The following is a 13,520-nucleotide window of genomic DNA, read 5'->3' as shown; positions in this document are numbered from 1 at the left end:
TCCATACTTTTGTCGTTAATTTAACTACTCAAGAGCCGTTCTGATGGTGGAACGGCTCTTTTTTGTTGATTCTCAGGTGAATGTAATCGATAGATACTCATGGAGATCATCCGCGTAGGAAATATTGGGACTTCTGCGTAACCTTTGTTTTCAAAATATTGGTCGATATCTCCCGTCATACGGTGCATAGGAACGTCATAGAAAGCAGCAATCGCTTGCCCTTTTTTTAAGATCGTCTGGAGTCCAGAATTTGTAAAGGAAGTATATTGTGCCGCAATGACTTGGTTCATTTTGGTATTATGGCGTTCGGTCTGGTCGACCCGAACAGCCCACTTTATGCGCAACGATTGTGGAGGCAGCTGATCGTCTATGAGAAAGCTTAAGCTATCGAAAATCAATCCTGCTACGGTATGGCTTTTCGTCCAGGAATGTAGTTTTGACCATTCTGAATCCGATAATGGATCAGAAAGTATGAGCGATCCTTAGCTCCATAATCCCATGCATAATAATGGAACAAAATACTTTAAGTCAATTGTCTATAAATATGAGCGCAGGCTTAATCAAAAATAGTCATTTTTATGAGTATTCAGCACATCTGTACGGAGGAATGTATACTGGATCAGCTGATGCTTTCAGTCCCTAAAGAAAAGACATGGAATAGTCTGCGCTTTTGCTTGTAAACTCAAATTAGTACAGCTTTCTTAATAAAATAATCATCATCATATTACAAAATTATGCTTATATTAACGCTACCTTTACCGGAATTTTTATCATCGTTTGATAGTGTTTGAATGCAAATCTTTTGAAGTGCCACAAATGAATTAAAATGATTTGTACTTAAAAAGAACACTCCATAGAGCTCTTGTGCGATAAGGATTCTTTTATAGATGTTTATTTTTTTTGATTTATTTTAATTGTTTTATCAATGATCGATCATAACAGCTTTATTCTGTCGGTTCTAGACCATTCGCCGCAAGCAACCGCAATCTATGACCATGCTGATCTAAATATTGCGTATGCCAACCAGGTCATGCTTGAGATTTGGTGTACTGATACATCCGTGATTGGCACCACTCTGTGCAAAGCTTTCCCCAATTTTGCACAGGAGGGTTTTTCTTCTATTCTGAAAAATGTCTGGAAGACAGGGATTACATATCGTGCGCAGGATGTAGCAGCGACGATCGTAGCTGGGGACAAACACATAAAACGTTTTTTTGATTTTGAATATAAAGCGCTCCTTGATGATGCGGGGCAGACCCATGCCATATTGCACACGGCAAGTGATGTCACGGAACGCAATCTCACTAATAGACGTATGGAAAGGCAGAGCGATGAACTGTCGTTGAGCTATAAACTTGACCGCTTTGCAAATACCTTGGCTCACGATCTCAAGAATCCCTTGTCAGTATTAAAATTAGGGAATGATTTTTTGAGCAGAAATACATATGCCTCTGCTGAGGTTACCAAGCGATGGTATAAAAATTTTGCCGAATCGATACAAAATATTGAATCTATTATCAATCAGACGCTCCAGCTTAATGAAGTAAGAGGGGTAAAAAATATAGCTGCACTAGTAGAGATCGATAAAAAGATCGGAGGCTGGATCGATGAGGTAAAGTTGAATTTTCCGAATCAGCACATGGAATTTAAGTTGGGACAATTATATCCTGTAAGTGCAGATAAAGGCACGGTCTATCAAATTTTTGCGAATCTAATCGGTAATGCTGTTAAATACGCCAAGGAAGCAGATGCTTATCTGCACATCTACAGCGAGTCTACGAACAATGGCATCGTGTATGTTTTTGAAGATAACGGGATCGGTATTCCTGAAGATGAATTAAGTCAAATTTTCATGATGCAGGTGCGTGGTAGCAATGCGGCACATCGATCAGGGACTGGAATCGGATTGTCACTGGTCAAAGACCTCATGGAATTTATGGGTGCAACCATCAACCTCTCCAGTGCCTTGGGCAAAGGAACAATCATCCGATTGTTTTTTCCGCACGGTGTTGAAGAGTGCTAGAAGAAATCGAGCGATTGTTGGGTGATGATTAGAGCACAAACTGTCAGGTCTTCAGATATTTGCGAAAATAGAGGGTCATCACGTTTGGAACGGCATGAAAAGTAAAATTTTGTACCATGTGCATCTCGGTTATGCGCAAAAAAATGGGGTATTTCATTTAGGATACTACAGGCCATTGCGAAGTGTATTGCTTTGTTGTGGTCAAAACCTGAGAGCACTCCCAATAGCTGCCCTATGACCTGCGCGACAACGCTAAATTTGGGTCGAATACGCATTCTTCTTCTACGCTTTGCGTCAGCGCTACTGACACTTTCCAGTGGTATAGCGCTCATGTAGGTATCGATACGCTAGTGAGTTGATACAGATCGTCAATCATTGTGCACTTAAGCGCTAAAGCCAACTATTTTCAGCTAAACATGTGCATCATCCTTGCAGACAGGTCAAGTTCAAGCTTTTATTGCGATATATGGTATGAGGTAGTCTGACGGCATGAACTTTCTTGATTATAAATCGGCTACTAAAATGATCTAATAAAGTGGTGATAGGGGGGGGATTTGTGTCTTTTTTATTCATGGAAGGAATTTAGAACGATGGACTGCTCAAATTTAAAATTTTATTAATATATTCAGCCTGTGCCAATATAAAATAAAGATTAACATTATGTTATGGTTTCTTTTTCACTGAGCCTTTTATGATTTTTGATGCTAATATTTAATATTTTTGGTGCCTTGATCAAGTCGATAAGACTTCGTCTGTGATTTCGTAAATTAAATTTTAATGAAGCAATCATCTATTATTGAATCTCTGCGTCAAGAAAATGAAGACGGCTTGGTCGCCATCTACCGGTTATATAATCGTTCGCTACTTTTTTTTGCTCGTAAATATGGTGCATCTGTGCAGGAAGCAGAAGAGGTGGTGTCCGAAGCTTTTCTAAAAGTTTGGGAAAAAAGGACCGAATTTGAACATCTGGATAAGATCCGCTCTTTTTTGTATGTGGTGGTCAAAAATTTGTGTTTGAACCGCAACAGAAAAAGTAGATTTGTTGTGCAGATCGATGACATCACTGATTATGAAGAGGTGCTTGTGGAAGATACGGATTTTTTGATGCAAATCGTGCGTACAGAGTTACTTGCGCAGATAAATCAAGAGGTGAATCTGCTGCCTGAAAAACAGAAAATGATTTTTGAGATGAGCTTTATGGAAGATTTGACCATCGAGCAGATCAGTGCCAAATTGGCGATGACACCAAATGCGGTGTACGCTAACAAATCCCGTGCTTTGACCACTCTCCGCCAAAAATTGGACCTGAAGAATTCCTGTGTTTTCTTGCTGATATTTAAAGATTTACTCTAATCTTATGCGCTGCTAAGTATGTTTAGGCGGTTTTTTACTTCTGCTGTATAAACTGATGTAAGGTTTTTCAACTTGTTGTGTTATAAGAGTAGGGACTACTTATTATTTATGCAACACATCGATCAGATCGTTTCTTTAATCAAGGATAAACTGCAAGGAACACTGTCTCCGGAAAAAGAACTCATGCTAGAAAAAATACTGCTTGACCATCCGAGATTGAAGGAAATCTTTCAAGAATTTGATTCATCGGAGCGGATCCTTCATGCCGTATCGGAGTATCAGCAGTTTCTCCATGTCCATGCTCAGGAACGGGAAGAGGTTTTATTGCACGATCTCTTGATCAAGGTAAAGCAACAAGGACATCATCAGGGCGCTGATACTTTCCGATATCTGATCAAGAGACGTCGTTATTTATATCTTGCAGCTTCTTGTTTTATGATTTTTTTGCTTGCAGGCTATTTGATCTTGGAGCCGCAAAGGAAATCACAATATCTGCACCATAAAATGATCGCTGATTTTGATCCAGGAAAGAAACGTGCTCTGTTAAGCATGGATAATGGTGAAAAGATTGTCTTGAGCGATGCTCATGAGGGTATAAGTCTGATGGGTGCATTAAGCTATACAGATGGCACAGTGCTAGCAGATGAACGCGAAATTGCTGCTAAAGTAATGACTCTTCGTATTCCTAGAGGTGGCGAATACCAGGTCGTCCTATCCGATGGAACTCATGTATGGCTCAACGCCGATTCTAAATTGATCTATCCCCAATCTTTTGCAAAAAATCAACGCGAAGTAACCTTAGTCGGGGAAGCGTATTTTGAAGTGAGCAGTGACAAGAACCGTCCTTTTATCGTGCATACGGAAGATCAGAAAGTTGAAGTATTGGGTACACACTTTAATATTACAGCTTATCCGGAGGAGGCTGTGTCATTGGTATCACTGGTTGAAGGTAAAGTTAGGGTTTCGCATGAAAACCAGCCTGCGCATCTTTTGATACCGGGACAGCAGGCAGCCTTTAGGGATGGACAGATACAGGTTTATCCTGTCCATATGGAGGAGTTTACCGCTTGGAAAAAGGGTGAGTTTATATTTAATAATGAGCCGCTGTCTACGGTTGTTCAAAAATTGGCCCGTTGGTATGATGTAGAACTGATCTTGGACGAAAAACTCAAAAATATGAAAATCTGGGGCTCTATTGGAAGAAATAGCCGTTTTAGTCATGTGCTGCGACTGATCAAAATGACCGATGAAGATATCCACTATAAAATTGAAGGAAGGAGGGTAACATTCATGAAATAAATGTACTCAGGGATGTTGAACAAAATACCGGAATAGCGCTAACTATCCCGGGAATAAAGTTCAAGTGATGATAATCGCATATTGTAGATACTATATTTAAACTTAAACCAGTCAAAGGTAATGAAAAAAAATAATCTCGGAATGGACAAAAGGCTCCATTCCCAGCACTTTAAATACTTCGTCATGATGAAATTTTTGATCCTGTTTATTTTCTGTTCTGTTGTGCAGCTTCAAGCAACTGTACGGGCGCAGACGGTCACGATTAAACAAAAAGATATGCCCTTTGTGAAATTCCTAACGGAATTAAAGAATCAGACGGGTTATCATATTTTATGTAAAAGTGACGTCATCAAAGAGGTGAAAAATCTAAACGTCGATCTGAGCAATCAACCGATAACTGCTGCATTGGATCAATTGTTGGCTACCCGTAATCTCCAGTATACGATCGATCAAAAGTCGATTGTGATTCAAAGAAGAAAGGCGACTGTTCTTCCAGATCGGCGCGCTTCGATCCAGGCGGATGTCGACCAGCAGCAGCATTTTTCTGGACGTATTACGGATGTTGCGGGTGAGGTACTTTCGGGTGTCAGTGTTGTGGTGAAAGGGAAGTCGGCGGGCGGAATTGCTACGGATGCTGAAGGACGCTTTTCGATCTTAGCCCATTCTGGCGATGTCGTGGTGATATCTTTTATAGGATATAAAAAGCAGGAAATTGTGCTTGGTAATCAACAGGTCTTGGAAATTCAGCTTCAACAGGAAGAGAAGTTGATGGATGAAGTCGTGGTCGTAGGGTATGGCGTACAAAAAAAGATAAATATGACAGGTGCCGTTGCAACCTTGTCTGGCAAGGAATTGGAAAGCCGTCCGATTACCAATGTCGGTAGGGGACTACAGGGACAGCTCCCTGGACTAACGATCCGAAGTCAGAACACAAGTCCGGGAAATGCTGCTCCTGAGATGCGAATCCGTGGTGTAGGGACTTGGGGCGATGCCAATCCGTTGGTGGTGATCGACGGTATACCCGGTGGCAATCTCCATATTTTGAATCCGGACGATATCGAAAACGTGTCGGTGCTGAAAGATGCGGCCTCTTCATCGATATATGGTGTACGCGGAGCAAATGGCGTAATATTAATCACGACTAAAAAGGGAAAGACAGGTACAACGAGTCTCAGTTTCAATAGTTACTATGGACTGCAGACTCCTACTGCTTTACCACATTTTTTAGGTTCTGTAGATTATATGTTGCTGCAGAATGAAGCTAACCGAAATGCCAACCAGGGTCCGACCTACAGTGAACAGGATATCGAAACGGCGCGAAACGGTAGTGACCTTAATTATTTTGCCAATACCGATTGGATCGAAGAAGTATATAAAAAGAATGCTGCACAGCAAAATTATAACTTGAGCCTGCAGGGCGGTACAGACAAGAGCAACTACTACGTTTCTTATGGTTACCTAGGCGAGGGGGGACTGGTGGTCGGTGATAATTTTAAAGCGGGACGTCATAATGCGCGTATGCGATTCAATACTGAACTGATCGATCGTATTAAGATCGATGCCAACTTGGGGTACATTGATCGTGGTTATTACGGTTCGGCGTCGGGTACGAGTGCGCTTTCGGGTGCGACTTCCATCCGTCCTTTAGTGCCTGTAAAATTTTCAAATGGAAGCTGGGGCTATCATGGTGGACAAAGTAATCCGGTGGCGGTGGCAACAGATGGCGGTACCAACCGTTTTACTTCACAAGAAATTACGGCCAATATCGCAGCTACACTTAGCTTGATGAAAGGTTTCGATCTTAGGGGGCAATATGGCTTAGTAAAATATAATTCGAAGCGAAACACGCTTCTGAAGACAATCAATTATTTTAGTCCCGATGATAATAAATTGATCTATCAGACCAATAATCCAAATAGCATCAAGATGGACCATTATTCGGGCACTTATCAAACATTCGTGGGTACGGCCAATTACATAACAAGTATTCAAGATAAACACAATATCACCGGACTGTTGGGGTTTTCAGTAGAAGAAACTTTGGGAAATGACTTTTGGGCTTCAAGACAAAATCTCCCGGTCCAGGAACTGGAATCGCTTGCTGTCGGTACGGACAACCAGTTGAACAGCAGCTCCAGTAACCAGAATGCGTTGATGTCTTTTTTTGGAAGGATTAACTATGACTACAACAGTAAATATCTGCTGGAAGGTAATTTTCGCCGTGATGGTTCCTCGCGATTTCATAAGGATGTGCGATGGAACTGGTTTGGCTCTTTCTCTGCAGGTTGGGTTTTGAGTGAAGAGCAATTCTTTGAAAATATGAAGGGATTCTGGGATCTTGCCAAGATTCGCTTCTCTTATGGTACACAAGGAAATGACAAGGTAGGACGTGATTTCCCGTATATGGCGACCTTAGCTTCTGTACAGATGACCAGTAACAATCCGATTGGCGATGAAGGGCAGGTAGGTTTTAGGCAAACGTTTATTCCTAACCAGTTTATTACCTGGGAATCTGCTGAAAAAACAAATATAGGGGTAGATTTAGCATTTTTAAATAGTCGGTTAAGCTTGACCGGAGAATATTTTATCAATAATACGAATGCGATTATTTTAAATCCGCCGTTGCCCGATGTGATCGGTGTGGGTACTGCTTATCCTGCACAAAATTCGGGATCAGTACAGAATAAAGGATGGGAACTGGTTATGGGCTGGCGTGATCAAATCGGAGATGTTAAATATGCGGCCAATTTTAATCTTTCGGACGTCAAAAATAAAATCACCAAGCTTGAAAATTTCGCGAATAATCTAGGAGATCAAGTTCGATTGGAAGGATATCCATTGGATGCATTTTATGGATTTGTGGCTGATCGAATTGCTCAAGAAAGTGACTTTAATATCGTAGATGGAAAATACGTTCCTAAATTTCCATTCCAAAAGGGTGATCTGGTGGCTCCTGGTGACCTGATTTACAAACCTGCAGATGCAGATGCAACAGAAATAACGGTATTGAAAGATCGTGTAATTCTTGGCAGTGAAATTCCTCGTTATACCTATGGATTTAGAGGTGATCTGGACTATAAGGGGTTTGACTTTAGTTTCTTTCTGCAAGGGGTAGGCAAAGCCGATGGCTATTTGGGCGGCGCTGCACGTCACCCTTTTATTAATAACAGTGCTATGCCTCAAGATGTGCATCTGGATCGCTGGACTCCAGAAAATACCGATGCTTCTTATCCCAGATTGGTTTATATGCGTACTCATAACACACGTCTATCGTCCAAATGGATCGAAGATGCAGCTTACCTGAGGTTAAAAAATATACAGATTGGATATACTTTTCCAAAAGCGATGATGGAAAGAATCAGGGTTTCCAAGTTGAGAATATATTTCTCTGCGGATAACCTATTGACCAAAACTAATTTCTACAAAGGTTATGATCCGGAAATACCTGCTGGTAATACCGGTGGTTATTATCCGCAAGTGAAAACCTATGTTGTCGGCCTCAATTTTAACCTTAAATAGTCAAGATCATGTTACTTCAAAATTATAAAACCCGTACCTTAAAAATGATGATGCTCATTGTGGGATTGGCTGCATTGACCAGTTGTACTAAATTTCTGGATCGCTATCCGCAAGATGAAATTGTGGACGATACGTACTGGAAGACACAAGAGCAGTTGGAAATGGCGGTTACAGCGATATACTCGCGTGTAAAAGCGAAGAATATCGTGGATATGGAAAACTTGGCCGAAAATACGATGTGGCCGACCACAACTGAATATAAAGATATTGGATCTGGTGTATTTCCGGTCACTCAGCCTACAGTGGATGCTGAATGGCGCAATATGTATCGTGATATACGAGAATGTAATGTCTTTTTGGAAAAGTACGAAAATGCGGAAGAAACTACTCCAGGTGCTAATGAACAGCTTGCTGCTGAAGTACGCGTGATCAGAGCTTTGGGATACAGTTTTTTGACGTCTTTTTACGGAGATATTCCGTTGTCTTTGGTACCCCTGAACCCAGGTGATCCTGAGCTCTATGATGGTAGAACGGCACAAGCAGAAGTGGTTGATTTCCTATTGGAGGAGCTGGATGAAGCTGCTGCTGTGCTCCCGAAAGCAATTCCAACAGCGAAAAATCTAGGACGTATTAGCAAAGGTACTGCCCTTGCGTTAAAAGCGCGGATTGCGCTGGCATATGGACGATATGAAATCGCTGAAAAGGCGGCCAAAGATGTCATGGATCTAGGTGTATATAGGTTATATACCACTGGTAGTCCCAAAACTGCTTATCAGGAACTGTTTACACGCAATGGCAAAGTGGCCATGGGGAAAAATCAGGAAACGCTGTTTGCCAGATTGCATAAAATGGATATTATTATGCATAATTTAAGTAGGGAAATTCAGGTCCCTGATCAGTTTGCACGTTTTGTGCCAACCAAATCGCTTGTTGATTCTTATTTAGCATCGGATGGTCTACCGATCGATAAATCACCATTGTATAAAGACGATACTTATGAAGATGTTTTCAAAAATAGAGATCCGAGAATGACACAGACGATCTTGGTGCCGGGTGATAAATGGGGTGGACGATATGATGGGAGACCGATTGCGAGCAATCCGGACCCCACCATCTTCCAAGTTCCTAAATTTAGTCAAGATGGCCGTGGATCGGTAACGACAACGGGGTACTATTATAAAAAATATGTGGAGCTATCTGCTGTTCCAAATTATAACAGAGATGATAATGATATTCATCATATCCGGTACGCAGAGGTATTGCTGACCTATGCGGAGGCGCGAATGGAGCAGGGCAAACTGACCCAGGCTGATCTGGACATTTCGATCAATCTGTTGCGTGATCGTGTGGGGATGAAACGTATGGAGCTTAGTTTTTTAGCACAGCACGGTATGGATATCCGTACCGAAATCCGCAGGGAAAGGCGGGTAGAACTGGTGTTGGAGGGACAACGTTATTTTGATGTCCGAAGATGGAAAGAAGGAAACCGTCTAGCGGCTGATATCGAGGGCGTAAAAGCTTCTTGGTTTCCGCAGCTAGCAAGTGCTGCTTATCGTAAAAATAAAGATGGTTTTTTGGTCGTGCAGTGGAACCGTGCTTTTGAAAATCCCAAAAACTACCTGTGGCCTGTGCCGCAGACACAGTGGGAAAGAAATCCAAATCTAGGACAAAACCCGGGTTGGTAATATAGACCAAACTGCTACTCATAATGGTAGTTCTTTAAATAACCTGGGTGGTAACATGCGGAGAAATAATCCTATTATTCTCCGCATGTTGTGTTTCATGTCGCTATGGGTTGTAGGGTATCTTTTTTTATTCTTGCTCTAGCTCTTTATTATCCTTCTTTATTGATCGCCCAATAGCCTCCGCTTTTACGGGTACCACAATATTCGATTTTACCTTGTTCTTGTAGTTTTTGTAATTTGCTTTGCAATAATGTGGCCTTGACGTCAAATACGGTCAAATAAAAGGAGAGACGTTGGTTAGGGTGACCCGCAATCAGCTCATACAATTGATCTAAAGATACCGGATCTTCTATTTGCTCCTGTTGGTCGAGCACTCCGGAACTATATTCATCCCTATTTTTGGTCTTTTTTATGATCATATGATCTTCTGCGTTTTTATTCTTTGCACGTTGTGGTCGAGATTTAATATACGTAACTGTAGGTTTGTTAGATCGTGTTCCGATCGCGGTGTACTGGACCGCTTTAATCTTTGTGAGTTCATTATTCGTATATTTTTTCAAATAGGAATAGACATTGCCTGCACTTATTGATAGATTATATCGGAGTTTGAGGTCTTCAATAATATCCTTGGGGCTTCGCGGTGTCGAAAAGTAATCTGTATGCTTGACTAGGTCATCAAAAGTTCTACTATGAACCTTCCTTAAGGTGCTTGTCGTCTTGTCCTCTTTAACTATATGATCGTTACCCGTGGATTGATCCATGAACAATACCTCATTTGGCTGCCTATTGATGTCATCTACCAGTTCAAGCTTGAGGACCGCTTTCTTTTTTGTACCATCATAAAAATATTCAAATAGTGTACTAGGTGTTATCCCAAATGCGATCGCTAATGAACAGATTTCATAGGCATAAAATTGATCATATGATCTATTAAATAAATCGTTGATGCGAGCTTCACTTAAGCCTGTTGCGGCGGAAACATCGCTTTTACTGTTTAAAAATAGGCCAAATAGTTTTTCTAATGGACTGCCAAAGGTCTGTAACCGGGTTGACGGCAGGTTTTTAAAAAACTCATAGCACACTACAGTCAGGTCCAATTTTAAAGCATGGGAGACCCTAAAGAACGATTTTGCGGTCAACTGTTGCTCCTCGTTCTCAAGTAGATGCGCAAGTTGATGTATCGTTTTATTGACAATTGATTTGTCAGGATATACCGAGGAGATTTGTGCTCTCAATAAGATCTCGAAAGCACGTACATCGTATTGTTTTGGGTCAATTTTTTTCATTTTAGGCTGATGCTTTAAGGTTGGTCAATTTAGCATAAATAATTAATTTTTTAGCCATTAGTTTTGACACTGGAATATCTGGATGAAAGGATGGAATAAGCAGTTTTTTACGAGCAGGGTGCCATTCATGATATCCCAATCCAGTAGGTAACTGATAGGGTAGCGGGATGTCCACTTATGTTGTGCTAAAGTCAGCGATTTGATCGTGGTTACTTCATTAAAGACAACTATCAATATTGAAGTACAATGGCGTTGGCTCTTGAGATTTTGAGAAAAAATAAGCACGATAAGTTTGAAGCTTATCATGCTTGGAATTGGAAAACTAATCGATGTTAATTAAGGTAATAGTACTTGGTCAATGACGTGGATCACGCCATTGGTCGTTAATAAGTTCGCTGGCGATATCGTCGCTGCTGTTGCATTTTTATTTCCTTTTACTTTTGCGCCACCAGATAATGAGATCATGACTTTGCCACCATTGACAGTCGCTGGCTGTGCAGCTTCGGTCAGATCACTCGATAAAACACGTCCTGAAATGACATGGTAAGTCAGAATGCTGGTCAATACCGCTGGATCGGCAGCTTGAATAGCCGCAACTGTTGCAAATCCTGCCTTTATAAAGGCGTCATTTGTAGGAGCAAATACTGTAAGTGGACCTGTTCCGGATAACACTTGTGCAACATTGGTCGAACCTTGGCTGGCTCTTAATACAGCAGCTACTAAAAAAGTGAAATTCGAATTTGCTTGAGCAACCTGTACAATATTGCCCGTGGGTGGCATCAAAACCGTATTGATCACATGAATCACACCATTAGTAGCCATCACATCAGCTTGGGTTACTGCCGCGCCATTGACAAAAACACCATTGTTGTTTTTAGTAATAAATACATCAGCTTCTGCTTGGGTTTTGACAGCTGTATTGGCTGCATTTGGAAGTGATGATGAAACCGTCTTTTGACTTAAAACATGATACAATAAGATCTTCTTTAGATCGGCTACTGGTAATGCTTTAATTTTGGTTTCGGAATCCAAGCCTGCAGCCACAAAAGCAGCATTGTTAGGCGCAAATACAGTAAATGGTCCATTTCCTGCTAATACATCAACTAGATCCGCTTGGATCAAGGCAGACTTCAGTAAAGAAAAATCTTTGTTTGTACTAACGATCGCAGAAATAGTGGTTACTTCTTGTTCTGGATGATCATCATCTTTACAAGAGCCCATAAAAATTAACGTCGCTATGCCCAGGATAGCAGCTGACTTTTTGAAGAGTGTAAAATTTAATTTTTTCATCATTTAGTATATTTATATACTAAAATTACAACCAAACATCATACCAAAGGGATTAAAATAGACCTTAATTTCTTTTGATTTTTATTTCTTCTTTCGATATGGTATATATTAATACTTTTTTTAATGCCAATTAGGACAGATAATTATAATTATTGAAAAGTTGGATTTTCATTTATTCCTATACAAGATAACTTTTACTCCATTATTTTTAAATAGGCAATAAGACGAGACATGGCTTTTACGGGTTTATTTCATTTCTTATTTGGATTGTATCTAAATTAAGTTAAATTTGTCGAGCCAGTGAACGATATGAGCGATCAAAATAAAATATTGTCTTGTAAGTCAATCGATGCCAAGAGCTTCGAACAGATTTATATACGGTATTGGGATCAAGTTTTGCAGTATGCGATCTGTATTGTCCATGATGAATCTTTGGCAAAGGACATGGTGCAGCATGTTTTTGTGTCCCTCTGGGACAAGAGAAAAGAGCGTCAGATTGAACATATCGAAATTTATCTCAAAAGGGCGGTAAAATATGCCGCATTGCACGAAATCAAGAAAAGATTGATTATTGATGATAAAATGGATCTGAATGATGTTGATATCATCTCCGATCAGGAATCCGATCAGGACATGATGTATCAAGATCTTCATCTGGCCATCGATCATATGATGACAAAACTCCCCTCCAAGAGTAAAGATATGTTTGTGCTTAAATTTAGAGATGGGCTAGACAATAGTGCCATTGCTGATGCGCTAGACCTATCCGAAAAAACAATTCGTAATAAACTCTCTATTTGCCTGAAATCGGTTAGAATGAACCTGAAAAAAGTAGGTTTTTAAGGCGCTTTATTTCCTTATTTATATTAAGTATAAATAAATCGGGACAATTTCTACAAAAACGACACTATACTCATAGAGGGTGTTCGTCAATCACCATCAACAGATATCCTAATTTCCTTATGACAGCATAAGAAGGAATGGCGTCTTGCTCTTTCCACTGATTGGAAAGCGGTGTGCATTCCTGTTATTCTGTGAGGTACCAACAAAATGAGGTGTTTTTTA

At 40.5% G+C, this 13,520-nt stretch carries 11 protein-coding genes; 6 read left to right on the top strand and 5 right to left on the bottom strand.

Annotated elements, in window-relative coordinates; genetic code table 11:
* Positions 1-20: 20 nt before the first annotated feature.
* Positions 21-473: a nucleotidyltransferase family protein gene (locus AC06G9_RS20550; protein ID WP_480958197.1), complete on the bottom strand. Its 453-nt coding sequence runs from the start codon at positions 471-473 to the stop codon at positions 21-23.
* A 452-nt stretch (positions 474-925) separates the two neighbouring features.
* On the opposite strand from AC06G9_RS20550, the gene AC06G9_RS20545 reads away from it, so the two are divergent.
* Entirely contained in the window at positions 926-2,023 is a 1,098-nt protein-coding gene (locus tag AC06G9_RS20545; protein WP_480957062.1) for a sensor histidine kinase, read from the top strand.
* On the opposite strand, the gene AC06G9_RS20540 is transcribed toward AC06G9_RS20545, so the two are convergent.
* Positions 2,020-2,355, bottom strand: coding sequence for a hypothetical protein (locus AC06G9_RS20540; protein WP_480957061.1), 336 nt, complete (start codon positions 2,353-2,355; stop codon positions 2,020-2,022). The genes AC06G9_RS20545 and AC06G9_RS20540 overlap by 4 nt on opposite strands.
* 445 nt (positions 2,356-2,800) lie before the next feature.
* On the opposite strand from AC06G9_RS20540, the gene AC06G9_RS20535 reads away from it, so the two are divergent.
* From AC06G9_RS20535 to AC06G9_RS20520, 4 genes are all read left to right on the top strand, one after another.
* Positions 2,801-3,376, top strand: a complete 576-nt coding sequence (locus AC06G9_RS20535) for an RNA polymerase sigma factor (protein WP_094773101.1) — start codon at positions 2,801-2,803, stop codon at positions 3,374-3,376.
* 108 nt (positions 3,377-3,484) lie between these two features.
* Positions 3,485-4,675, top strand: coding sequence for a FecR family protein (locus tag AC06G9_RS20530; protein WP_480957060.1), 1,191 nt, complete (start codon positions 3,485-3,487; stop codon positions 4,673-4,675).
* Between the two features lie 183 nt (positions 4,676-4,858).
* Entirely contained in the window at positions 4,859-8,194 is a 3,336-nt protein-coding gene (locus AC06G9_RS20525; RefSeq protein WP_480957059.1) for a TonB-dependent receptor, read from the top strand.
* Positions 8,195-8,202: 8 nt separating this feature from the next.
* Complete coding sequence (locus AC06G9_RS20520; protein ID WP_480957058.1) at positions 8,203-9,879, top strand: RagB/SusD family nutrient uptake outer membrane protein; 1,677 nt, start codon at positions 8,203-8,205, stop codon at positions 9,877-9,879.
* Positions 9,880-10,028: 149 nt separating this feature from the next.
* Here AC06G9_RS20520 and AC06G9_RS20515 read toward each other — a convergent pair whose 3' ends face one another.
* The 3 genes from AC06G9_RS20515 to AC06G9_RS20505 form a co-directional block, all read right to left on the bottom strand.
* Positions 10,029-11,165, bottom strand: a complete 1,137-nt coding sequence (locus tag AC06G9_RS20515) for a helix-turn-helix domain-containing protein (RefSeq protein ID WP_480957057.1) — start codon at positions 11,163-11,165, stop codon at positions 10,029-10,031.
* A 1-nt stretch (position 11,166) separates the two neighbouring features.
* A complete protein-coding gene (locus AC06G9_RS20510) occupies positions 11,167-11,340 on the bottom strand; it encodes a hypothetical protein (protein ID WP_248755334.1) in 174 nt (57 codons plus the stop codon).
* A gap of 161 nt (positions 11,341-11,501) precedes the next feature.
* Positions 11,502-12,458 (bottom strand): fasciclin domain-containing protein, encoded by a 957-nt coding sequence (locus AC06G9_RS20505; protein ID WP_260947914.1) that lies wholly within the window; start codon positions 12,456-12,458, stop codon positions 11,502-11,504.
* Between the two features lie 306 nt (positions 12,459-12,764).
* Between AC06G9_RS20505 and AC06G9_RS20500 the strand changes: the two genes are divergently transcribed.
* Positions 12,765-13,298, top strand: a complete 534-nt coding sequence (locus AC06G9_RS20500) for an RNA polymerase sigma factor (protein ID WP_293926928.1) — start codon at positions 12,765-12,767, stop codon at positions 13,296-13,298.
* Positions 13,299-13,520: the final 222 nt, after the last annotated feature.

Source organism: Sphingobacterium sp. MAE (assembly GCF_056711605.1).
This window is presented reverse-complemented; position numbering and strand designations above follow the sequence as displayed.